Below are 22,246 nucleotides of genomic sequence, written 5' to 3'. Positions count from 1 at the left end.
ACACCGATGACAGGCTGCATCGACGATCGGGCGTCAACAACGCATGTCATGCCTGGCCACGAGGAAATCCTCGCCGACGACGTCCCAGTCGGTACCGCCAGGCCATCGCGTCATCGCCCGCGCGGAGGCCGCCCGAACGACCTCGGCCAACGCCGGATCGATTCCGATCTCGCGGCTCGCGGACACGATGTGTTCCAGGAACGACAGACACATGTCCACACGAGCGTCTCCCCCGTCGTAGGTCCGCCGCTCAGCAGACGACGTCAACCCAGCGAGCGATGCACCGAGCGTCTGCACGATGCCCTGGGAATAGGGCAGAAACCGCGACGGGTCGATACCGTGTGCAGCGGCGAGTGCGGTCGCGTGCAGGTGCGCGTACATCCCGGCGAAATAGATGTCGAGCATCGCGAGGTCGAGCACAGCCGGCACTGAATGATTCTGTCCGACAATGTCGCTCACGCCGCCCATCGCGTCTGACATCGGCCCCAGCTCCGCAAGATCAGCCTCGGACCCCGCGTAGATGACAAAACTAGCGTCGGTTCCCACCATCGGGGTCGGCACCATCACCGCACCGGACACGTATCGAACGCCGAGTTCGGCAGCGTGATCGGCAGATTCGGTGGCCTGGGCAGGAGTGCCCGTCGATACGTTGACAACCACACAGCCCGCCAGTGCCGAAGCCACCCGTTCCAGCAACACCCGACTTGCATCGTGATCGCGCACGCACATGACTACTAGATCGGTCCCATCCACAGAATCCGTGAGCGACTCGACGACCTCGATTCCATTCGATCGGAGTTCGTCGCGCGATCTCGGGGTCCGATTCCACGCCAGAACCTCGAACCCTTTCGCTGCTGCTGCGCCTGCGATCGCTGTGCCCATTGCACCGAGCCCGAGAACTGTGATGGTCGGTCGGTCGATGATTTCCGTCATGACTGAAATGATGGGCGCGAGCATCAGGTTCGTCGAGTACGCACAATGAAGTGAGTACGAACCCGACGGTAAGCGAGGCAACGATGAACGATCGACAGAAATGTGGCGTCAACGTGGTCTTCGACCTCATCGGGTCCAAGTGGAAGCCGACAATTCTGTGGCGGCTGAGCGAAGGCGACCGACGGTTCGCCGATCTGCGACGGTCGATCGGGCCGATCTCGGAAAAGGTATTAGCGGAACAGCTACGGGAACTGGTACGCGACGGGCTCGTCGTGCGCACTGCCGGTGATGGCTTCCCTCTGCGGGTCGACTACGGACTCAGTGCGGACGGTGCCGAGCTGAACGCACTACTCGATCCCATCGCGGAGTGGGGCGACCGCATCGAGGCACGAACCCCTGCGACGCAGGCGAACGATACGGGCCTCGTCGATCAGTGACGTGCCCTTCGGAGTATCCACACTGTTCCGGCGGCGAACAGGCCGGCGGCGACACCGATACCCACCCACTGAACGATCGATAGGCCCTGCGGGTAGTCCGCAGCGGCACGCTCGTCAGCCGTCACGGCTCGGGGTTCTCCGAACTGCTTCAGCGTCGCGGCCCGTGTGAGTTCGTTGGTGGACTGTGTTGTTGCCGAGCACATACTGACCGACCACGGTGCGTCCTGCGTGTCGTAGGTGCCGGCGAAGACGAGGTACTCCTCCTTCAGCTCGAAGCCGGTTCCACACGCTGCGCTGTCGCCCGCGGTGGACAACGTCGTCTTCGCGCCGACGTCGCCGCGAAATATCTCACGGACATCGAAGTCGTAGTAGACGGTGAAGCCTTCTCGACGCTCGGCGACCGCCGTTCCGGTGAACACCGCATTGTCCCCCGAGGCGAAGTCCTCGAGCTGCTGTTCGGCTTGCGTTCCGTCTGTGTTGTAGACACACGAGCAGGCATGAGCGACGCCCGGCCGAGCGAACGTCAACGCGACCGTCAGCGGTGCGGCGAGAACAACGACGAGAGCACTCCGAAGTACACGGTTCATGTCGCCGAGTGTCACACGAGATCGAGCATCAGCGCTCGGTGATCGGACACTTCGGGCTCGGTGACGATCTCGAATTTTCGCACGGCGGTCGGTGACGACACCAGCAGATAGCCGGCACTGCGAATCGCTTTGGTGTAGATCGATGTTCGAGTGTCGGCGTCTCCCACGAGGTCGGTCATCCCGTGTTCGGCCAGCAGTGTGAACGTCTCACTCGACGGCAGCAGGTTCAGATCGCCGCACAGTACGGTGACATCGCTCGTCGTGTGAACGTGCTCCACGACGTTCACCAACTTTCGGGCCTGCTCGACCCGAATCGGGCTGTCTCCCTTGCCTGCTGGATCACGCAATCCGTGTACTTGGATGACGGAGACGAACCTGCCCGCGACACGATCGCGGACGGTGACCGTCAAAGCAGCTCGTGGACGGTCGCCCACATCCCAGACCGTGTGATCGACGAACCGTGAATGAACGAACTGCGCATCGAGTCCGACCACCGGAAACTCGTCACGCACCCACGTCGCTATCCCGAAGTCCTGACGCAATTCGGCACCCTCGCCATCGGTGACGGGCCCGGCGTCGTTCACGACGAAGTACGGCGTATAGCCGGTGAGCACCGCCGAGACGTCGTCGTACAGACTCAACCGCTGCGGCAGTGTGCGCTCGCCGTCGGCGAACGTCGACCATCCCGACCGATGTGCGGTGCGCGTGACCTCTTGAAGGCAAATGACATCCGCGTCAACGGTTTCGAGCCAGGCAACGAGCTCGTCGAACATCGCGCCGCCCCAGGCATTGATCGATACGATCTTCACGGCGTCATGATGCCAGACGACCCCGACGTGGAACAGTCCATTTCCATGCAGCAGTGACGATTCCCGAGACGCCTGAGCACTACAAGAACCACGACGTTGCGCACAGTGTCGCGATGCACGGGACTCCCGTCACCGGCGCGTCCGACAGACTCTAGGGTTCCATCACCCGACGACGAAAGACAGGAGACCGAGCACCGGCGAGTGTGCAGTGGGCCGTCTTCTTGTCGTTGGCCAGCTACATCTCCCCCGGGCCCGACACCGTGATGATCCTGCGTTCGAGCGTCGGCGGCCGGCTCGTTGCGATGGCAGCAGCTGCCGGCGCATCGTGCAGCTTGACCGTGCACATGCTCGTCAGTGCAGTGGGGCTGTCGGCCTTGATCGTCGCGCTTCCCGGCAGCCTCACCGTTCTCGCAATCCTCGGTGCCGTGTACCTCGCCTACCTCGGCATTCGCGCGCTGATGGAGAGCGGCCGCACGAGGCGTCCGGGGCGAAAGCCCCTCACCGTCGGCACCGAGCCGGTATCCGGTAGCCATGCCCGTCGACGCGCCTTCCGAAGCACCTTCGTCACCAACCTGACGAACCCGAAAGTGATCCTGTTCTTCGTCGCCGTGTTGCCGCAGTTCGTCGACCGATCGTACTCGTCGCCCGTTGCCGTGCAACTCGGAATTCTCGGTGCTGCGGACGTCCTCGTCGGAATCGTCTATCTGCCGATACTGGTCCTGTTCGGCGTCAGGGCTTTTCGCAATCTCGGCCCGCAGGGACTGGCCAACCTCGAACTCGGAGTATGCGTTTTGCTGCTGATCTTCGCCGGCGCACTCGTCGTCGACGTCGTTCTGGGTTGAGCCCGATCGGCTGACTCAGCGAACGGCATGTGAGAGCGTGAGGTGGTGGAACCCATGCGCCCGGTCGATTATGTGGAACGGGGACCCTCTCCGGCCGCTCGACGCAAGAAGCGTCGTTGGCGAGTGTTTTTCGTATGCCTGGTGATCAGTCAGTTGATCGCCTTCAACGTCTTCGACGTCGACTTCTGGTGGGGTGCTCTGGCCAGCCTCGCCGCATACGGGTTGTACGAACTGTTCTGGGCGGTGTTCGACCGTGACCGCTCTCCTCAGGACTAGCGACAATCACTGCGTCGCACGGTGAACGCGGCAATCAGCGCGCCGGCGGCGGCGACGACGAAAAGCCCCGAACCGCATCACTGCAGTTCGGGGCTTTTCTGTCTATGCGCCCGAAGGGATTCGAGTCTCGAACGGGCCCTACGTGACCTTGTCTTTCTTGCGGCGAGGTGCCGGGTGCAGGATCATCGGATCGTTGCTGAGGTCCCGATACAACGACACACACAATCCGATCATGACGACCACGAAGGGTGCTGCGGCGATGATGGTCATCGTTTGGAGGCCATTGAGTGCTTCGGAGCCGCCCGTCCACAGGATGATCGCCGCTGTTGCGCCGGTCAGCGTGCCCCAGAACACCACGACCCACTTGCTCGGCTCGAGTGTTCCGCGCTGCGACAGCGATCCCATCACCATCGACGCGGCGTCCGCACCGGAGACGAAGAAGATACCGACGAGCACCATCACGAGAACGGTCGAAATGCCGAACAGGGGTAGGTTTTCGAGCATTCCGAACAGCTGCGACTCGGTGCTGTCGCGGGTCGCGAGGTCGATGCCGTCTTGCTGTTCACCGATACCGGCGCCGCCGAAGATCGCGAACCACACCAGCGATACAGCACTCGGGATCAGGATGACACCGACGATGAATTCACGAATGGTGCGGCCACGGCTGATGCGTGCCAAGAACATTCCGACGAACGGGGTCCAGGAGATCCACCACGCCCAATAGAAGATCGTCCACGACGAGAGCCACGAGGCCGTCTCGGGATCCGAGTTCGCTGCCGACCGAGCGGACATGTCGAACAGTTGGGACGCGTAGTCGCCGATGCTGGTCGGAATGATGTTGAGAATGAACACCGTCGGGCCGACGACGAACACGAAGATGGCAAGGACCAACGCGAGCACCATGTTGGTGTTGGAGAGCCACTGAATACCCTTGGAGACACCGGACACCGCCGATGCGACGAACGCCAGCGTCAACAGCGCGACGATGGCGACGAGCAACAGTGTGCCGCTCTGACCGATCCAGCCGACCACCTCGAAGCCCGAACCGATTTGCAGCGCACCGAGTCCCAGCGATGCTGCAGTACCGAACAGCGTCGCGAAGATGGCCAAAATGTCGATGATCTTGCCGATCGGACCTTCCGCGCGGCGACCTATCAAGGGTATGAACGCGGAGCTGATGAGTTGCTTGCGACCGCGGCGATACGTGCCGTACGCGATGGCCAGGCCCATCACTGCGTAGATGGACCACGGGTGCAAGCTCCAATGGAACATGGTGGTGGCCATGGCGGTTCCGACGCCACCATCCGTTCCCGGAGGCGGTGTGACGAAGTGTGTCAGTGGCTCGGAAACGCCGTAGAACATCAGGCCGATGCCCATTCCGGCGCTGAACATCATGGCGATCCAGCTGACGGTCTTGAACTCGGGCTTCTCACCGTCGGCACCGAGCGGGATCCGCCCGAACTTGGACACCGCCAGGTACAGCGAGAAGATCACGAACCCGGTCGCGGCGAGGATGAAGAGCCAGCCGAGATTGGTCACCAGCCAGTTCAGCGTCGAGGACGAGATGGACTCGAGATTGTCGGGTACCACCAGTCCCCAGACGATGATGGCGACCACGACCACGGCCGCTACACCGAAAACCACTCTGTCGAGCCGAGGCGGGTGGACGGCGGAGGTCGACGTCCCGCTCTGCCCGGCGTCGACCTCGTGACGGTCAGGGTCGGAGGAGCCAACCGGGATGTGAGTTCGGGAAGTCATAGATGTCCAGGTAACGCCGTATTCCGGCTGTTGGCAACTCGGCACCCCTGTCGCGCCCGAAACCGACGACTCGTTTCGCAGACCAACGAATACGACGGATATGTTGAGCAAGTGTTGAGCCGGCCGCAATTCGGATGGACATCGAAAGAGCCCCGAACCGCATCGCTGCAGTTCGGGGCTCTTTCTTCTGTGCGCCCGAAGGGATTCGAACCCCTAACCTCCTGATCCGTAGTCAGGTGCTCTATCCGTTGAGCTACGGGCGCATGTTCAGTTGTCGTACTGGTGAAGCTGGACGGTAGTTGTCCTACTGTCCGTGGCGGAGGCGAGAGGATTTGAACCTCCGGTCCCGGTGAAAGGACAAGTCATTAGCAGTGACTCCCATTCGGCCGCTCTGGCACGCCTCCTAGGCTGCCGGCCCTCTCGGACCGCCGAGGAAAGAGATTACACACGGCAAAGGCCAGAAGGCAAAACGGCTGGTCGACGCCTCTGGTTCGCGCGGCGTTTGCGTAAAAGATGCTTGTTGCTTTCAACGCATGAAGCTGTCGAACCAATCGAAGATTCGGGTCTGCGCGTCGACGAGCGCGGCCGCTGCGGGGTCGCTGTGATCGGAACTGCCGGGTTGTTCGCGAGGATGGTCGGCTCGGTGGCTCAGCCCCGAATAGCTGACGACGTTCGTGGCCACTGAGGCGCGCGTGGCGGCGTCGCGAAGGGCTTCGATGTGATCGGGTGGGGTGTGGGGGTCGTCCTCGCCGTAGAGACCGAGCCAGGGGGCCTGCAGTTTGGGTGCAGCCTCGACCAACGCGACTGCGTCGGAGTTGAGCGGTTCGACGATGCCGGCTGCGGCGACACTCACCGCTGCCCCGACCGGACGACTGGTGGCCACGATGAACGCTGCGGTACCGGCGTCGTCGAATCCGATCACTCCGACACAATCGGGATAGACGCCTCGCTGCACGAGCCAGTCGGAGGTGGCGTCGAAGTCCGCGAAGAGGTCGTCGCCGAATACTTCCTTGTCGTCGCCGTGGCCTCGATGGAACAGGTTCGGCGCGACGGCGAGCCAGCCTTCCAGCGCGAGTGCGCGCAGTAGGTCGAGCAGAGACTCGGGCACCTCACGCGCCTCGTGCAGCACGACGATTCCGCCGCGAGGTGGACCGTCGGGTTCGACGGCCGTCAACGGCACTTTCTCTCGCGGGGGTGATTCGTGCGCGGTCGTGTCCACCACGTCGTCCGCGCCGACCGTGGGCGCGGAGGCGGACCGAAGAACTGCGACGTCGCTCAATATTCCCGACATACTTATCGAAGATAGGACGATCTGTCCGGTCGTGCACAGCAATATCACGGACGCGCAGAAGTCAACCCCGAACCTGGGCGCATAATGGCAGCCGTGACCGCGCGCATCCGCCCCGACCTCGACGCCATCCCCGCCTACGTTCCCGGACGCACCTTTCCGGGTGCGATCAAACTGGCGAGCAACGAAACGACGCAGGGCCCGCTGCCGAGCGTGCGCGACGCGATCGCGGAGGCCGTCGGTGGCGTCAACCGCTACCCCGACAATCGAGCGACCGCGCTCGTCGAATCACTGGCGAAGAAGCTCGGCGTTGCCACGGAGAACGTGGCCGTCGGAAGTGGTTCCGTCTCGCTGTGCCAGGAGGTCGTTCAGATCACCTGCGGCCCCGGCGACGAAGTGTTGTTCGCCTGGCGCTCGTTCGAGGCGTACCCCATCGTCACCAGCGTCGCAGGCGCGACACCCGTGCTGGTTCCGTTGACCGCCGACCACGTGCACGATCTCGACGCGATGCTCGCCGCCATCACCGACCGCACCCGGCTCATCTTCGTCTGCAACCCGAACAACCCGACCGGAACCGTCGTCCAACGCGACAAGCTCGACACGTTTCTCGACGCGGTGCCGTCGAACATTCTCGTGGTTCTCGACGAGGCCTACTTCGAGTACACCCGCCCCGACGCAGGCAACCACACCGACGGAGTGGAGCTGGCACGCGGACGACGCAACGTGATCGTGCTGCGGACGTTCTCTAAGGCCTACGGACTCGCCGGCTTACGGGTGGGCTATGCAGTGGCCGATCCCGAGGTGATCACGGCACTGTCGAAGGTGCGGATCGCATTCGCTGTCAGCACCGTTGCGCAGCAAGCGGCGGTGGCGTCGTTGGAGGCGTCGGCAGAGCTGCTGTCTCGCACCGATGCCCTCATCGCGGAACGGGATCGTGTGCGCGACGCTCTCGTGGCGGGCGGCTATGACGTCGGCGCATCGCAGTCCAACTTCGTCTGGCTGCCGCTGGCCGAACGCTCGGGTGAATTCGCCGCTGCTGCAGCCGAACAGGGCGTACTGCTGCGCGCCTACGGAAACGACGGAGTGCGGGTCACCATCGGCGACCCGCACGAGAACGACGCATTTCTGAAGTTTGCTCTACAGGCCTAGCGAGCGTTCGAGCGTCGGCCAGGATTCGCGCAGGTCGTCCTGCCAGTACGGCCACTGATGGATGCCGTAGGGGCGGTAGACAACGGTCGCGGGGATGTCCAGCGACCGGAGTCGAGTATCGAACACGGTGGTGCAGTACAGCGCGGCCGCCTCGAGCGGTCCGCCCATCAGCGCACTCTCGACTCCGGTACCACCGGGGCCGAGCTCGTACGGACCGGGCAGACCGGTGCCGACGGACAGGTAGACGTCCTTGCCGCGCAGTGCTTCGGCATTACGTGACGGATCGTGCTCGACCCACTGGGGATCGGTGTTCTCGCCCCACATATTGGTTGCATTGCCGCCGTTGGTGGCGACGGTGGCACGCACCGCATCCTTGAAGTTGGTCTGCGAGTTGTCGTAGCAACCGCTCAGGCCGGCGACGCCGGTGTAGAGGCTGGGGTGACGTGTGATGAGGTCCATTGCGGCCTGGGCACCCATCGAGACACCCGAGATCGCGTTGGTGCCGTTACCGGAGAAGCGCGCATCGATCAGCGGCGGCAGCTCCGACGTCAGGAAGGTCTCCCACTTGTTGACGCCCAGCACCGGGTCCGGCATGTTCCAGTCCGTGTAGTAGCTGCTCGATCCACCGACCGGGAGCACGACGTTGACCTGCTTGTCCGCGAAGAAGTCGACGATGTCGGTCTTCTGCGTCCAGGTGCTTTCCTTGTACTCGGATTCCTTGCCGGCGCTCACACCGTCGAGCATGTACAGCGTCGGACGAGACACCGCCTGCGCGGCCGGGAGAAGAACCTGGACCTGAATGGCGCGGCCCATGGCCGGCGACTCCACCCACACCGCTGCGCGGCGGTCGGTCAGCATGTCCACACGATCGATACGTGCCGACGCCAGAGGCAGGGACTGAGCTGCGATTCCAGGAGCCACACCGCCACCATCGGAACTGCCGGTACCGGGGAGCGGCTGCGCCCCCGCGAGACCCGACCCCAGCAGCGACACTGCCAGAGCAGTTCCCGCTACTGCCAACACTCGACGGTGCATCTGATTGCCCATCCTCCCCCGGCGCACCCTCACGGGGCGCAACACAAACAACATCCGTCACTCAACGTACCCACCGATCTGCGCGCACGCCAAAGCTGTGGGTTCGCTCACAATAGCCGCGCACAGGCAGGTACAAAAGTCCGCGTGATCCTTTGTTACATGTACTCGAGACATAACGGTCTACCTGGTCGGATGTCCTCGCGGACACAGATGCCGCGAGGGCACTCGATGTGACATTCGAGGGGACTTCCGAACGCCGTTGTCACATCGAGTGGCCCTGCGCAGCGAGGCTCAGCCGCGGCCGGTTTCGCCCTGCAGCTTGTCGATCATTTCCGACGCCTGCGCCTTGTTGAGACCCTCGGGAACTTCCTCGCCCGCTTCCTGCGCAAGAGTGCTCAGGTAGCTCTTCTGTGGGCCGGTCATCGGCTCGTCGCCGGTGACCCAATCCTCGGGATCCTTCTCGGGGTTCTGGTTGACCTGCTCATTTTCGCTCATACGTTCGTAAATACGCCGAATCGACGGGTTCCAAACACAGTGGCCTTCCACGGAGTTGCGAACGTAGATCACCCGAATGACTTGATTGACAGTTCAACAAGTGGTCGAGGATGCTCCACAACACATCCCCTCGATTGGAGTTCCATGAAGACGAAGAACCTGCTGGTCAAGATCGGCATCAGCGGCGCAATCGCTGCGGCCGCTCTCGTCACCGCCCCGGCCGTCGCCTCGGCCGATCCGATCACCGATTTCCTCTGCAACAGCGGTTCGGCCCAGTTCTGCCCGGTGCTCCTTCCACCACCTCCGGCCCCACTGGCGGCGCCTGCTCCTGCGCCGCAGCCACAGGGCGCTCCAGCCCCCGCACCCCGTCAGGGCGGCGCATTCCAGTACGAGAACTGTGATGCGGCGCGTGACGCCGGTGCCGCTCCGGTCTATCGGGACGAGTACGGCTACGGGCCGCATCTCGACCGCGACGACGACGGCATCGGCTGCGAGTAGCGAATTCGCACTTGTGCAGGCAGATGGCACTGATTTGTCTGCACAAGTGCGATCTCGCCGGGCGGATACGCTCATCCGGTGAGACGTCGCCAGCAACCGCCCCTGGCGAAGCGGCACGGTCTCGATCCCGCTCGAATCCGGATGCCTGAGGACGGCACGTGGCGCACTGTTCGTGACTTCCTCGCCGCGACCGAGTTCCGGATTCCCCCGCACCGGATCGACGCCATGCTCGACGCGGGAGACATCGTCGACATGGCCGGCCCCCTTGCAATGGACGCACCGTACGTTCCCGGTGAGGCAGTCTGGTTCCACCGCGATCTTCCGATGGAAACCGTTGTGCCGTTAGATATCTCGATCGTCCACCGGGACGACGCGTTGCTGGTGATCGACAAGCCCCACTTTCTGTCGACCATCCCCCGCGGCGGGCACATCCTGCAGACCGCGCTCGTGCGATTGCGTCTCGAACTCGATCTGCCGCAACTGGTGCCCGCTCACCGACTCGATCGCGTCACCGCGGGTCTGGTCCTGTTCGTCGTCGATCCGACACTTCGTGGCGCGTATCAAACGCTCTTCCAGGATCGAAAGGTCCACAAGGAGTATGAGGCGATCGCTTCGTACGACCCGTCGCTCGTACTGCCGACCGTCGTCCGCAGTCGAATCGTCACGGAGAAGGGAGACTTCACTGCCCACGAGGTGGCCGGTGAACCCAACGCGCACACCACCGTCGAACTGCTGGAGCATCGAGACGGACTCGGTCGCTATCGACTGACACCATTGACCGGTCGCACCCATCAACTGCGATTGCACATGAATTCACTCGGTGTTTCCATTCTCGGCGACGACCTCTACCCGACGGCAACCGGCCGAGCCGTCGACGACTTCACCGACCCACTCCAATTGCTCGCCAGTGCAATGGAATTCACGGACCCGATCTCGAAAGCAGCACGACGCTTCGAGACGGGATTGAGCTTGGAGCGGTGGGAATCGGATGGCAGACCGTGACTCCCGACTCCGCTCGGCTACTCGGGATGTCGATCACGCTCGGACTTCACAAGCTCCTTCGTGCGCACCAAGCGCAGCGCGGTGACCAACACGACGCCTCCGATGATGTTGAAGACCACCGTGTAGCCGAACCATTCGATCCAGTCGCGGTAGCCCACATCCGCGCCCGCGTGGATGGCTCCGAAGATCAGCAAGGAATCGAGAATCGAGTGGAAAAGCTGCAGTCCGGCCAGTAGGAAACCTGCTCCCATGGCGGCGATGATCCGCGCGACATCGGAGGTTGTCCCCTGCTGCATGCGGGTCAGCAGCGTCATCGTGCTGCCTCCGAGAACTGCCAGGCAGATCGACTGAAGACGGAGCGGTGCGTCGACGAAATGATGTGCCGCCTCGGACAACACCTCGAGCCACTGCGGAAAGGCGTGCGCGATCAACCACATCACCAGCCACCCGCCCAGCAAGTTCGCCAACAGCGTCCCGACCCACAGCTTCGCGAGCTGCAGAGGTGTGCCGTCGCGGGCCACCACCGCCGCGATCGGCATCAGGAAATCCTCGGTGAACAGTTCGCCGTGGGCGAGATAGATTGCTACCAGGCCGATGCCGAACGCCAGACCCGCCAAGAGATGACTGTCCGTCTCGTCCAGCACCGCGAGGTACGCCATCACGCCCAGGGAGACTTCGAGGCCGCCGAAGAATCCGGTGATCAGCACGGTTCGTACGGTGCGATGCAGTCGCTCGGCCCCTTCGGAGACAACCGCATCGAAACTCTCCTCGAGTTCCTCTTCGAGAGGCCCGTCGTTTTCACCGTCGTTGCGCCGCGCTTCTTCGCTCATTCGCAGGTAGTACCCGCTGAACCGGTATTGATACCGCACTGTCGGCACTTCGTCGGACAGTCCGACCACGTCAGCCGATTCGAGACGCGGTGGAGCATGACTCGGCCGGGGCGGCCGGGGCGCTGCGCCCTGACGCCTATGCCGACGTTCCCATCGGAGCCTGAATGGAAAGTTGGTTCATCGGCGTCCAGTACGAGGTCGCAGTTTCGGCTCCTTCCCGCGGCGCTGACACGTACACGATGACGCGCGGGACCGTGAGGCGTCAGGCCGTCGCTCCCTCCGGATATGCATTTCTCGAACGCCATACCCGCTGTCAGGCGGATGCCACCCGCCTTGGATGACAGGTCCACCGTCGAGGTTTTCCCACGAGAGAAGATCGAGGCTCAGGGTCATTGCAGATCCGATGAACTCCATAGCTCCCAGAACTAGTGTGGTCGCACGAGTTCTCGATGCAGCGGACTGTTGGGTAGTTTCGTTTGGGATCGAACCGTTTCCGATACTGGGAACACGAGCGGGAAGCCAGGTAGTCGATGCAGGAGCGCGCGGAACTCACTCGTCACGCAGTGATTCTGGGGGCGGCGAAGAGCTTCGAGAAGTTCGGATACGCAGCGAGTCTGAATACCGTCTTGCAGTACTGCAGCGTGACCAAGGGCGCGATGTACTTCCATTTCAAGTCGAAGGAAGACCTCGCACACGCAGTCATCGCGGCACAGCACGACATGGCCATGGAAGGCACGAAAGTCGTTGCTGCCCATAGTGACTCTGCGATCGAGTCTCTGGTTCTGGTAAGTCAGGAGATGGCGCGACAGCTCGTGACGGAACCAATTGCTCGTGGTGGCATGAGGCTGACAATGGAGATCGGCAGCATTCAGGGCCCGATCGAGCAACCGTACCGTGATTGGATCGAGTCGATCCGGCAGCTCGCGACCCAAGCCGCTGCGGACGGCGACATGGTCAAAGGTACCGACATCGATGCGCTGGCGACGTTCGTGGTGGGGTCGTTCACCGGCGTCCAGATTTTGTCCGAGATGCTGACCGGCCGCGCGGATCTGTACGTTCGGTTGCGGCAGATGTGGGAGCTGGTGCTTCCGACGATCGTCACCAAACCGAAGCTTCCATACATGATGCGTCTGGCGGGTCTGCCTCCTCGGAACTGGAACGACCCGTCGCACTGACCGAATCGACGCAAGGTTGGTGCAGTGCGGCAGGTGCATCAGTACGAAGTTGCCGTCGTGATCTCCAGTTGCGCTGTCATGCGATTCGATTGCCGAAATGTCACGCACGACCGCCCGAAGCTTCCGTGGGCTGGGGCTTCGGAGACCATGACGTCGCACGGGTCGTCCCATTCGGTGAAGATCGGGAACGTCGCTGCCAGCCGTGCCAGTTGCAGAGACGGATCGTTGGCGCGATATCGCACGGCTTGAATTGCGGCGTCGAAGAGGACCATGCCGGGGATGTGGTCGAGCGGGCGGTCGAACAGTGCGTAGTTCCTCGGATCCGGTGCGCAGTAGAGCTCGCCCGCCGGGAGGTTGGCGGCGATGAGAACGTCCTGTTCTTCGGCGCGGCCTGCACACGGTGCGGGGATCACCACGCTGCCGGGAGGTTTCGCACGGAAGTGTGCGATGTACATGTCGCGGCCCGCCCTGATATGGCTGTACGAGGCCGGCGTCACGCACCGCGCGACGGCACTGCAGTGGGCGAGCACCCGCGGACCTTCGCGCAGCACCCCGACGATGTCGACACGGGACACGGTCCCGTCTCGTGTTTCGACGTGGTTGGTAGTCATGTCGAGGATCAACGGCATCGGGGCTGAGCGGATTTCCAGCTCGTCGAGGATACCGAATCCGAACTGTTCCATGAGGAACTTGTAATGCGGTGGCACTGCGTATTTGGTGTGGGACAGCATCATCACGGCCTGCCGGAAGGCTTCCGCGACGATGAGCGGGTCGTGTCGCTGCCGCGTCGGCCGGAGGATTCGATGCGACGCCGGGAGCTGCACAGCGATCTGGTCGGCTGCATCGTTTCTCAGCCGGTAGTCGGTGAGCAAGACCTCGCCGACCGACTGCCGGTGCACGAGTTGCCGGGGGACGGTAGACGCATAGCTCAGTTTCATGGGCACCATCCAGGTCGAAGAAACCAACTGGCCAGAATTTAACCATAATCCATCAACTGCCGACGATCGGATTTGTTGTCATGCGAGACGCCGTTCGAACCTTGCCGGAACCCGCAGTTTCGCCTCCAGTACACAAAGCAATTATGCCTGTACAGCAACCGGTTTGAGGTTGTATCGGCAGCAGCGGTCGAACCGCAGCCCACCTCCCAGCTTCTAGTCCAGATGCTGCCGACCTGCCCCCCACACCGGCCGTTGCCAATCACGTAGCCGCTTCACAGATGCCCGGTCGGTATGTTTTGAGGTAATAAATGTGGCATTCGACAGAGGGGGTGAACAGGGTTCGATTCGTGCTGAAACCTGCGATGGCGCTACTGACATCCACGGGCAGCGCATCTACCGAACCTACCGAAAGCGATTCCGGTACCCGTGGCACATCCTCGGGGAACGAGTCATCGAACCCCAACGAACGGCGACGGAGAACCTGCCGAACCGGTCAGCAATGACACTGGCCCGAAAGGTTCGAGCACGCGCGCTTGCGACGCTGGCCCAGCGTCGACCGAAGCAAACGAGCTCGGCCCACCCTTGCGGGTGGACCGGCTTCGACGACGAACATGTGGCGGAAGCGGAGGGATTTGAACCCCCGGACGCTTTTACACGTCTCTCGCTTTCAAGGCGAGTGCATTGGGCCGCTCTGCCACGCTTCCGTGTGCGATCTTAAACGGCCGGGCGCACCGAGGCCCAATCGCCCCTCATCGTCGCGGTGCGGAGCCGGACGCGTCCATCGCGGCGTCGACCTTCTCGAAGATGTCGCCCAGCACCTCGAGTTCGTGGGGCGAGAGGATGTCGACGAGGTGCTGGCGGACGCTGCGGACGTGAGTGGGTGCCGCCTCCGCCAATCGTCGACGGCCTTCGTCGGTGATCACCGCGAGCACGCTCCTACCGTCGTTGACGCAGGTACTGCGAGACACCATGTCCTGGAGTTCCATTCGCCTGATCTGATGCGTCAGGCGACTTCTAGAGGACAGGACACCGTCGGCCAGCTCACTCATTCTGATGGAGCCGTCGATCGATTCCGACAACATCACCAGGATGCGGTATTCGGCCATCGACAGATCGTGGCGATCCTGCAGATCCTTGTTCAATACCCCCATCAATCGTTGCCCGCCGTCCATATAGGCGCGCCATGCTTTCATTTCCGCAGTGTCGAGCCACTGCGGGTCCCCCCCGGGACCAATGGCTAATTCGGCCGTCACGCGTGTCATCTTAGGCAGGAAATCTACCCGCGAGTAGGTTGACGCGGTTCGAGGCCCTGTTGGGTGCAGCGCCCTATGGTCGAGGTATGACCGATCCCAACATCGACCCGCCGTACGTTGCCACCGCCGATCGCTACGAGTCCATGCTCTTCCGCCGAGTGGGCTCGCGTGGCCCCCGACTTCCGGCGGTGTCGTTGGGACTGTGGCACAACTTCGGAGACGACGTACCGTTGATGAACCAGCGCGCGATCCTGCGTCGCGCATTCGATCTCGGTATCACGCACTTCGATCTGGCCAACAATTACGGCCCGCCGTACGGCAGTGCGGAGAAGAACTTCGGCCGCATCTTCTCCGAGGATTTCGCCGGATATCGCGACGAGCTGATCATTTCCAGCAAAGCCGGCTGGGACATGTGGCCCGGCCCCTACGGCTTCGGTGGCTCTCGCAAATACCTGCTGTCCTCGCTAGAGCAGTCGTTGACGCGGATGCGACTCGACCACGTCGACATCTTCTACAGCCACCGGCCCGACCACGACACCCCGATCGAAGAGACTGCAGGCGCACTGATCAGCGCTGTCCAGCAGGGCAAAGCGCTGTACGCCGGCATCAGCTCGTACAAGCCCGAGGGGACGCAGAAGATGGCGGAGCTGCTCGCCGACGCGGGTGTTCCCCTGTTGATCCACCAGCCGAGCTACTCGATGGTCAATCGGTGGATCGAACCCGAACTGCTCGGCACCCTCGACGCGGTGGGCGCGGGCGTCATCGCGTTCTCACCTCTGGCCCAGGGCATGCTCACCGACAAGTACCTCGATGGCGTCCCGTCGAATTCGCGGGCAGCGCAGGGTAAATCGCTGAATCCGGACTGGCTCACCGACGACCACATCGGGCATCTCCTGGCGTTGAACGAGATCGCCTCGACTCGCGGCCAATCCCTCGCGCAACTCGCCCTGAGCTGGGCCCTGCGCGACCCGCGCGTGACCTCGGTACTGATCGGCGCATCGAGCGTCGAACAGCTCGAGAACAACGTGGCGGCGCTGAAGAACCTGGACTTCACCGACGCAGAACTCGCCGAGATCGACACGCACGCCGAGGACTTCGGAATCAATCTCTGGGACCTGTAGGTGCCTGCGGCAGTGGAGTGGTTGAGTGCCCCCTGGGGCACTTAGCCGCGCCACTGCGCCGGAGGCGCACTATGGAGACATGCGTGCCATCACACTGAAAGAGTTCGGCGATCCCGACGTCATGGAATGGACAGAGGTCCCCGACCCCCGTCCGAGCTGCGGGCAGGTGATCGTCGATGTCTCGGCCACCGCCGTCAACCGCGCCGATCTGATGCAGCGTCAGGGCAATTACCCGCCTCCCCCGGGTGCCAGCGAGATTCTCGGGCTCGAGTGCTCGGGCATCATTTCCGAACTCGGCGATGGTGTCAGCGGTTGGAACGTCGGCGACAGGGTGTGTGCCCTGTTGGCAGGCGGTGGCTACGCCGAGCAGGTCGCCGTACCCGCCACCCAGCTCTTTCCCATTCCGCAGGGCCTCGATCTGCATGTGGCAGCGGCACTTCCGGAAGTGGCCTCGACTGTGTGGTCCAATCTGGTGATGGACGCACACATGCGTTCGGGGCAGGTATTGCTCATCCACGGCGGCGGCAGCGGAATCGGCACGCACGCAATCCAACTTGCCAAGCAGATGGGCGTCACCGTCGCCGTCACCGCCGGATCGAAGTACAAGCTGGACATGTGCGCCGATCTCGGTGCAGACATCCTGATCGACTACAAGAACCAGGACTTCGTCACCGAGATACGTTCACAGACACAGGATCACGGTGCCGATCTGATCCTGGACAACATGGGAGCGAAGTACCTCGACCGCAACCTCGACGCGTTGGCCATGGACGGCACCGTCGTCACCATCGGCATGCAGGGCGGAGTGAAGGGCGAGCTGAACTTCGGCAAACTCCTCGCCAAGCGTGGCTCGGTGCACGCAGCCGGGTTGCGTGGCCGACCCGAAACCGGGCCGTCGAGCAAAGCGAACATCGTTGCAGACATGACCGCACACCTGTGGCCGTTGATCTCCGAGGGCCGCGTCACCGCCGTCGTGCACGCCGAGATCCCGATAACCGAAGCGGCACGAGGACATCGGATGCTCGACGAGGCCGAGACCATCGGGAAAGTGATCCTGCGAGTCCAGTAGCGCAGTTCAGCGGTCGTGAGTGGAACTTCGTAGCAGGGGTCGAAGTTCCGCGCACGTGCGGCGGAGCCGCTCTAGAGAGCGAGCGCGGCGAGAGCGGACTTCAGCTGATCGATCTCGTAGCGGGTGGTGTACGGAGCCAGACCGATGCTGACGGCACCACCCTCGTCGTTGACGCCCAATGCGTCGAGCAACCGACTGCCACCGTGGACTCCGCTGACACTGCCGATTCTGGCTTGCGCGAGTTGCTCGGACACCTTCACCGCGGGCATGCCCTCGACGGTGAAACTCAGAGTGGGAATGCGCGTCGGTGCGTTGCCCAGCACCATGACGTGGTCCAGGGAATCGAGCGCCTTCATCAGGTAGTCGAAGAGACCGTCGTGGTAATGCTGCAACGATCCGATGGACAGCTCGAGGCGCTCGCGACGCGTCCCGGTCGCTGCGTCGTCGAGATTGGCCAGGTAGTCGATGGACGAGACCACGCCCGCCAACAAGGCGTACTGATGCGCGCTGACCTCGAGCCGCTGAGGCCCCTTGGCCGACGGGTTCAGCGACATCGACGGCAACTGTTCCAACAGCGTCGGATCGCGGAAGATCAGCGCACCGACCGACGGCCCACCCCATGCGGCCGTGTCGATCGCGACGATGTCCGCCCCGAGTTCCTTGATGTCGACGTGGGCGTAGGGGGTAGCTCCGGCCGCGTCGACCACGATGAGCCCACCGACCTCGTGCACCAGATCCGCCGCGACCCGAACATCGGGCGCACTACCGACGATCGGCGACGCCGCAGTGACCGCCACGAGCCGAGTGGTGGAGGTGATCAGGTCGGCGAACTGCCACGTCGGAAGTTCACACGTGTCGATCTCGACTTCGGCCCACCGCACGTGTGCGCCGGTTCGACCGGCCACTCGCAGCCACGGTGCCACGTTCGCTTCCTCGTCCAGACGCGAGAGCACCAGACCGGTTCCCAGCCCCAGCCGCGAGCTCATCGAATCCGCGAGCCAGGACAGCAGCGTCGCGCGGTCAGGACCGATGACCACACCGGACGGATAGGCACCGACCAGATCGGCGATCGCGACGCGAGCGGATTCCAGCAGAGCTGCACTGCGCTTGGCCGAGGTGTTGCCGGCCGAATGATTGGAGGCACTGTGCCGGAATGCGGTGGATACAGCGGTGGACACGCGGTCCGGGATCAGCATGCCCAGCTGAGGGTCGAGGTGAATCCACCCGTCACCGAGCGAGGGAATGGACCCTCTCACCCGCGCAACGTCGTACCCCATGCCGGACACTCTAAGCGCCGACCGGTGAAGCATGTGTTCCACGTCCTGTTTCCCCAGGGAACGGTTGCCCACCTCGCACGCTCGATCCTCCCGGCCTCCACTGTTCCCGACGACCGAACCAGGATAATCGCCCCGGACGATCGCGCAACGGCGAGCGAGGCGTAAAGATGGATATATGACTCAATCCGAGCCGAACAGCGCATCCGACGACCATGTTGTTGTGATCGGCCCCAATGGAGAACCGCTCGCCCTGAGCCGCGAGGAAGCGACGGCCGCCGCGGCTCGCGCCGCCGGATCCTCCGCGAACGACGGATCGGACGATGGATCTGGCCTGTCGGAGATGGTCGAGCAGCCCGCGAAGGTGATGCGCATCGGCACGATGATCAAGCAGCTTCTCGAGGAGGTGCGCGCCGCACCACTCGACGACGCGAGCCGAACGCGGCTGAAGGAAATCCACAAGTCGTCCATCCACGAACTCGAACAGGGCCTCGCACCGGAACTGCGCGACGAGCTCGAACGCCTGGTACTGCCCTTCGGCGACGACGTGGTCCCTACCGACGCGGAACTGCGCATCGCGCAGGCTCAGCTCGTCGGCTGGCTCGAAGGCCTGTTCCACGGCATCCAGACGGCCCTGTTCGCTCAGCAGATGGCCGCGCGGGCTCAACTCGAGCAGATGCGGCAGGGTGCGTTGCCTCCCGGTGTGATGGGCGCTCCTGGTGGCGCGGGTCACGGTGGTAGCGGTACCGGCCAGTACTTGTAAAGAGTCGACACCTGTGAAGAGGTAGTGTCGATCGTCGTGTCGGCACCAGCGAAGGATCCCGAGAGCGAGGCAGGAGATCAGATGCCTGCTCCGGTTTCGGACTCACAGACTTATCGGCGGGCTTTCGGCGACCTCAGAACCGGTTTCAACCAGCGCGAGCTGTGGCTGCATCTCGGCTGGCAGGACATCAAGCAGCGGTATCGCAGGTCGGTGATCGGTCCGTTCTGGATCACCATCGCCACCGGCGTCCAGGCGATCGCCATGGGTCTGCTGTATTCGGTACTCCTGGACATCGACCTGCGATCGTTTCTGCCGCACGTCACCGTCGGTCTGATCATCTGGAACCTCATCAGTGCTGCGATTCTCGAAGGCGGAGACGTCTTCGTCGCCAACGAGGGTCTGATCAAACAGCTGCCCAGCGCGCTGAGCGTGCATGTCTATCGCCTGGTGTGGCGCCAGCTACTGCTGCTCGGCCACAACATGCTGATCTACGTGATCATCATTGCGATCTTCTGGCCCGAGGGCGGGCTGCACTGGACCGTGGTCTTCGCGATCCCCGCGCTGGTTCTGATCCTGCTGAACGCGGTGTGGGTGTCCATCCTGTTCGGAATCATCGCCACCCGCTACCGCGACATCGCCCCGATCCTCGGCAGCTTCGTCACGCTGATGTTCTTCATGACGCCGATCGTGTGGACCACCTCGGGACTCGAGTCGATGGGCGGTGAGGCCGCGAACCGCGCCAAGCTCGTCGAGATCAACCCGCTCTTCCATTACCTCGACATCATCCGTGCCCCACTGATCGGCGAGGATCAGCAGGCGTACCACTGGTACATCGTGCTCGGCTTCACCGTCGTCGGATGGGCGCTGGCCATCGTCGCACTCAAGAAGTACCGGGCCCGCGTGCCCTACTGGGTTTAGGGGTATTCGAGTTGTCCATCAGCATCAGCACCCACGACGCCTGCGTCGACTTCCCGATCTTCGACGCCAAGACGCGGTCACTGAAGAAGGCGTTCCTCGGCAAGGCAGGCGGGGCCATCGACCGCAACTCCTCCGACGTCGTCGTCGTGGAAGCTCTCAAGAACATCACGATGAACCTGAAGGACGGCGATCGCGTCGGACTGGTGGGACACAACGGTGCGGGCAAGTCGACGCTGCTGCGTCTGCTCTCGGGTATCTACGAGCCGACGCGGGGCAGCGCGACGATCCGCGGACGCGTCGCGCCGGTGTTCGATCTGGGCGTCGGTATGGACCCGGAGATATCCGGCTACGAGAACATCATCATCCGCGGACTGTTCCTCGGGCAGACCCGCAAGCAGATGCTCGCGAAGATGGACGAGATCGCCGACTTCACCGAACTCGGCGACTACCTCGACATGCCGCTGCGTACCTACTCGACGGGCATGCGCGTGCGTGTCGCGATGGGTGTGGTCACCAGCATCGACCCGGAGATCCTGCTGCTCGACGAGGGCATCGGAGCCGTCGACGCGGAATTCATGAAGAAGGCTCGGCTGCGACTGCAGGAGTTGGTGAAGCGCTCGGGAATCCTGGTGTTCGCCAGCCACTCCAACGAATTCCTGGCTCAGCTGTGCGACACGGCGATGTGGATCGATCACGGACAGATCCGGCAGCAGGGCGGGATCGAGGACGTGGTGCGGGCATACGAGGGCAACGACGCGGGCGACCACGTCGCGCAGATCCTGAAGGAAATCGAACGGGAAGACCAGCAGTGAGTGGAGCCTGCGGAACGAATAGGGGATCGAGAACGTGACCGACAAGATTGTCGGCGTCATCGTCACGCACAAGCGGCGTGAGTTGTTGGCTCTCTCGCTCGACGTGATCGGTAGGCAGACGCGTCCGCTCGATCATCTGGTCGTCGTCGACAATGCCGATGAGCCCGCCGTACGCGAACTGGTGGAATCGATCGACCTGCCGACGACGTATCTCGGCTCGCAGCACAATCTGGGCGGCGCGGGCGGTTTCGCGCTCGGGATTCTGTACGCGCTCTCCCTCGGTGCCGATTGGGTGTTCCTCGCCGACGACGACGGTCGCCCCGAGGGCCCGAAGGTGCTCGAGACCCTCTACGACTGCGCCCTCACCCACGGACTCGACGAGGTCTCCCCCGTCGTCTGCGACATCGAGGATCCGGACCGACTGGCGTTTCCATTGCGCCGCGGCGTCGAGTGGCGCCGGCTGCGGTCCGAATTGATCGACCCGGCGAACCCGGACGACGACCTACTCGAAGGCATCGCCTCACTGTTCAACGGAGCACTGTTCAAGGCGTCGACGATCGATGCGGTCGGCGTGCCCGATCTGCGCCTGTTCGTCCGCGGCGACGAGGTGGAAGTGCATCGTCGGTTGCAGCGCTCGGGCCTGAAGTTCGGCACCTGCCTCACGACCGCCTACGTCCATCCCAACGGGGCCGAGGAGTTCAAGCCGATCCTCGGTGGCCGGATGCACACGCAGTACCCGGAGGACGCGACCAAGCGCTACTTCACGTACCGCAATCGCGGCTACCTGATGTCGCAGCCGGGCATGCGAAAGCTGCTGCCGCAGGAGTGGATTCGCTTCACCTGGTTCTTCCTGATCACCACCCGCAACCCGAAGGGTCTGGCCGAGTGGTTCCGGCTGCGCGGGCTGGGGCGTCGGGAACACTTCCGTAGGCCCTAGCCCCGGCAAACATCGACACAGCGCCGTCCGCCAAGGGGTGCGCCGAC

24 protein-coding genes and 3 tRNA genes are annotated in these 22,246 nt (G+C 63.1%); 13 read left to right on the top strand and 14 right to left on the bottom strand.

Features of this window, described 5'->3' with window-relative positions; genetic code table 11:
- Window positions 1-33: 33 nt before the first annotated feature.
- Entirely contained in the window at window positions 34-933 is a 900-nt protein-coding gene (locus tag R4P57_RS07135; protein WP_317802138.1) for an NAD(P)-binding domain-containing protein, read from the bottom strand.
- An 83-nt stretch (window positions 934-1,016) separates the two neighbouring features.
- On the opposite strand from R4P57_RS07135, the gene R4P57_RS07130 reads away from it, so the two are divergent.
- The gene (locus R4P57_RS07130) at window positions 1,017-1,370 is read left to right on the top strand and encodes a helix-turn-helix domain-containing protein (protein ID WP_317802137.1); all 354 of its coding nucleotides are present in this window, start codon (window positions 1,017-1,019) and stop codon (window positions 1,368-1,370) included.
- Here the strand turns inward: R4P57_RS07130 and R4P57_RS07125 are convergent.
- Both R4P57_RS07125 and R4P57_RS07120 read right to left on the bottom strand, forming a co-directional pair.
- On the bottom strand, window positions 1,364-1,957 hold the full coding sequence (locus R4P57_RS07125) for a hypothetical protein (RefSeq protein ID WP_317802136.1): 594 nt from the start codon (window positions 1,955-1,957) through the stop codon (window positions 1,364-1,366). The two genes, R4P57_RS07130 and R4P57_RS07125, sit on opposite strands and share 7 nt — an antisense overlap.
- An 11-nt stretch (window positions 1,958-1,968) precedes the next feature.
- Window positions 1,969-2,766 carry an endonuclease/exonuclease/phosphatase family protein gene (locus R4P57_RS07120; protein WP_317802135.1) on the bottom strand — a complete coding sequence of 266 codons (798 nt, stop codon included), beginning with the start codon at window positions 2,764-2,766 and terminating at the stop codon, window positions 1,969-1,971.
- A 203-nt stretch (window positions 2,767-2,969) separates the two neighbouring features.
- Here R4P57_RS07120 and R4P57_RS07115 point away from each other — a divergent pair, with 203 nt between their 5' ends.
- Window positions 2,970-3,608, top strand: a complete 639-nt coding sequence (locus R4P57_RS07115; RefSeq protein WP_317802134.1) for a LysE family translocator — start codon at window positions 2,970-2,972, stop codon at window positions 3,606-3,608.
- A 54-nt stretch (window positions 3,609-3,662) separates the two neighbouring features.
- Window positions 3,663-3,884, top strand: a complete 222-nt coding sequence (locus R4P57_RS07110; protein WP_317802133.1) for a hypothetical protein — start codon at window positions 3,663-3,665, stop codon at window positions 3,882-3,884.
- A gap of 138 nt (window positions 3,885-4,022) precedes the next feature.
- Here the strand turns inward: R4P57_RS07110 and R4P57_RS07105 are convergent, their stop codons facing one another.
- The 4 genes from R4P57_RS07105 to R4P57_RS07090 form a co-directional block, all read right to left on the bottom strand.
- Window positions 4,023-5,642 carry a BCCT family transporter gene (locus R4P57_RS07105; RefSeq protein WP_411742315.1) on the bottom strand — a complete coding sequence of 540 codons (1,620 nt, stop codon included), beginning with the start codon at window positions 5,640-5,642 and terminating at the stop codon, window positions 4,023-4,025.
- A gap of 190 nt (window positions 5,643-5,832) precedes the next feature.
- Window positions 5,833-5,905, bottom strand: a tRNA-Arg gene (locus tag R4P57_RS07100).
- Between the two features lie 51 nt (window positions 5,906-5,956).
- Window positions 5,957-6,046: transfer RNA gene (locus R4P57_RS07095), tRNA-Ser, on the bottom strand.
- 122 nt (window positions 6,047-6,168) lie between these two features.
- On the bottom strand, window positions 6,169-6,933 hold the full coding sequence (locus tag R4P57_RS07090; RefSeq protein WP_317802131.1) for a dienelactone hydrolase family protein: 765 nt from the start codon (window positions 6,931-6,933) through the stop codon (window positions 6,169-6,171).
- A gap of 93 nt (window positions 6,934-7,026) precedes the next feature.
- On the opposite strand from R4P57_RS07090, the gene hisC reads away from it, so the two are divergent.
- Entirely contained in the window at window positions 7,027-8,079 is a 1,053-nt protein-coding gene (hisC, locus tag R4P57_RS07085; RefSeq protein WP_317802130.1) for a histidinol-phosphate transaminase, read from the top strand.
- Here the strand turns inward: hisC and R4P57_RS07080 are convergent.
- Window positions 8,068-9,114, bottom strand: a complete 1,047-nt coding sequence (locus tag R4P57_RS07080) for an alpha/beta hydrolase family protein (RefSeq protein ID WP_317802324.1) — start codon at window positions 9,112-9,114, stop codon at window positions 8,068-8,070. The two genes, hisC and R4P57_RS07080, sit on opposite strands and share 12 nt — an antisense overlap.
- A gap of 291 nt (window positions 9,115-9,405) precedes the next feature.
- Window positions 9,406-9,609, bottom strand: a complete 204-nt coding sequence (locus R4P57_RS07075; protein ID WP_317802129.1) for a DUF3072 domain-containing protein — start codon at window positions 9,607-9,609, stop codon at window positions 9,406-9,408.
- Window positions 9,610-9,753: 144 nt separating this feature from the next.
- Here R4P57_RS07075 and R4P57_RS07070 point away from each other — a divergent pair, with 144 nt between their 5' ends.
- Both R4P57_RS07070 and R4P57_RS07065 read left to right on the top strand, forming a co-directional pair.
- Window positions 9,754-10,107 carry an excalibur calcium-binding domain-containing protein gene (locus tag R4P57_RS07070; protein ID WP_317802128.1) on the top strand — a complete coding sequence of 118 codons (354 nt, stop codon included), beginning with the start codon at window positions 9,754-9,756 and terminating at the stop codon, window positions 10,105-10,107.
- A gap of 78 nt (window positions 10,108-10,185) precedes the next feature.
- Window positions 10,186-11,109, top strand: coding sequence for a pseudouridine synthase (locus tag R4P57_RS07065; protein WP_317802127.1), 924 nt, complete (start codon window positions 10,186-10,188; stop codon window positions 11,107-11,109).
- Window positions 11,110-11,126: 17 nt separating this feature from the next.
- Here the strand turns inward: R4P57_RS07065 and R4P57_RS07060 are convergent, their stop codons facing one another.
- Window positions 11,127-11,939, bottom strand: coding sequence for a formate/nitrite transporter family protein (locus R4P57_RS07060; RefSeq protein WP_317802126.1), 813 nt, complete (start codon window positions 11,937-11,939; stop codon window positions 11,127-11,129).
- Between the two features lie 530 nt (window positions 11,940-12,469).
- Between R4P57_RS07060 and R4P57_RS07055 the strand changes: the two genes are divergently transcribed.
- Window positions 12,470-13,114, top strand: a complete 645-nt coding sequence (locus tag R4P57_RS07055; protein ID WP_317802125.1) for a ScbR family autoregulator-binding transcription factor — start codon at window positions 12,470-12,472, stop codon at window positions 13,112-13,114.
- A 38-nt stretch (window positions 13,115-13,152) separates the two neighbouring features.
- Here the strand turns inward: R4P57_RS07055 and R4P57_RS07050 are convergent, their stop codons facing one another.
- The 3 genes from R4P57_RS07050 to R4P57_RS07040 form a co-directional block, all read right to left on the bottom strand.
- Window positions 13,153-14,052 carry a ScbA/BarX family gamma-butyrolactone biosynthesis protein gene (locus tag R4P57_RS07050; protein ID WP_317802124.1) on the bottom strand — a complete coding sequence of 300 codons (900 nt, stop codon included), beginning with the start codon at window positions 14,050-14,052 and terminating at the stop codon, window positions 13,153-13,155.
- Between the two features lie 614 nt (window positions 14,053-14,666).
- A tRNA-Ser gene (locus R4P57_RS07045) sits at window positions 14,667-14,756 on the bottom strand.
- 45 nt (window positions 14,757-14,801) lie between these two features.
- On the bottom strand, window positions 14,802-15,314 hold the full coding sequence (locus R4P57_RS07040; protein WP_411742314.1) for a MarR family winged helix-turn-helix transcriptional regulator: 513 nt from the start codon (window positions 15,312-15,314) through the stop codon (window positions 14,802-14,804).
- Between the two features lie 77 nt (window positions 15,315-15,391).
- Between R4P57_RS07040 and mgrA the strand changes: the two genes are divergently transcribed.
- Both mgrA and R4P57_RS07030 read left to right on the top strand, forming a co-directional pair.
- Window positions 15,392-16,426, top strand: coding sequence for an L-glyceraldehyde 3-phosphate reductase (mgrA, locus tag R4P57_RS07035; RefSeq protein ID WP_317802122.1), 1,035 nt, complete (start codon window positions 15,392-15,394; stop codon window positions 16,424-16,426).
- Between the two features lie 79 nt (window positions 16,427-16,505).
- The gene (locus R4P57_RS07030; RefSeq protein WP_317802121.1) at window positions 16,506-17,495 is read left to right on the top strand and encodes an NAD(P)H-quinone oxidoreductase; all 990 of its coding nucleotides are present in this window, start codon (window positions 16,506-16,508) and stop codon (window positions 17,493-17,495) included.
- Between the two features lie 71 nt (window positions 17,496-17,566).
- Here R4P57_RS07030 and R4P57_RS07025 read toward each other — a convergent pair whose 3' ends face one another.
- Window positions 17,567-18,772 carry a cysteine desulfurase-like protein gene (locus R4P57_RS07025; protein WP_317802120.1) on the bottom strand — a complete coding sequence of 402 codons (1,206 nt, stop codon included), beginning with the start codon at window positions 18,770-18,772 and terminating at the stop codon, window positions 17,567-17,569.
- 175 nt (window positions 18,773-18,947) lie between these two features.
- Between R4P57_RS07025 and R4P57_RS07020 the strand changes: the two genes are divergently transcribed.
- From R4P57_RS07020 to R4P57_RS07005, 4 genes are all read left to right on the top strand, one after another.
- Window positions 18,948-19,532: a bacterial proteasome activator family protein gene (locus tag R4P57_RS07020; RefSeq protein WP_317802119.1), complete on the top strand. Its 585-nt coding sequence runs from the start codon at window positions 18,948-18,950 to the stop codon at window positions 19,530-19,532.
- Window positions 19,533-19,613: 81 nt separating this feature from the next.
- Window positions 19,614-20,450 (top strand): ABC transporter permease, encoded by an 837-nt coding sequence (locus tag R4P57_RS07015; protein ID WP_317802323.1) that lies wholly within the window; start codon window positions 19,614-19,616, stop codon window positions 20,448-20,450.
- Between the two features lie 11 nt (window positions 20,451-20,461).
- Entirely contained in the window at window positions 20,462-21,262 is an 801-nt protein-coding gene (locus R4P57_RS07010; protein ID WP_317802118.1) for an ABC transporter ATP-binding protein, read from the top strand.
- A 34-nt stretch (window positions 21,263-21,296) separates the two neighbouring features.
- Window positions 21,297-22,199 (top strand): glycosyltransferase family 2 protein, encoded by a 903-nt coding sequence (locus R4P57_RS07005; RefSeq protein WP_317802117.1) that lies wholly within the window; start codon window positions 21,297-21,299, stop codon window positions 22,197-22,199.
- Window positions 22,200-22,246 lie beyond the last annotated feature (47 nt).

This window comes from Rhodococcus sp. IEGM 1330, from assembly GCF_033142445.1.
Lineage (GTDB): Bacteria > Actinomycetota > Actinomycetes > Mycobacteriales > Mycobacteriaceae > Rhodococcoides.
This window is presented reverse-complemented; position numbering and strand designations above follow the sequence as displayed.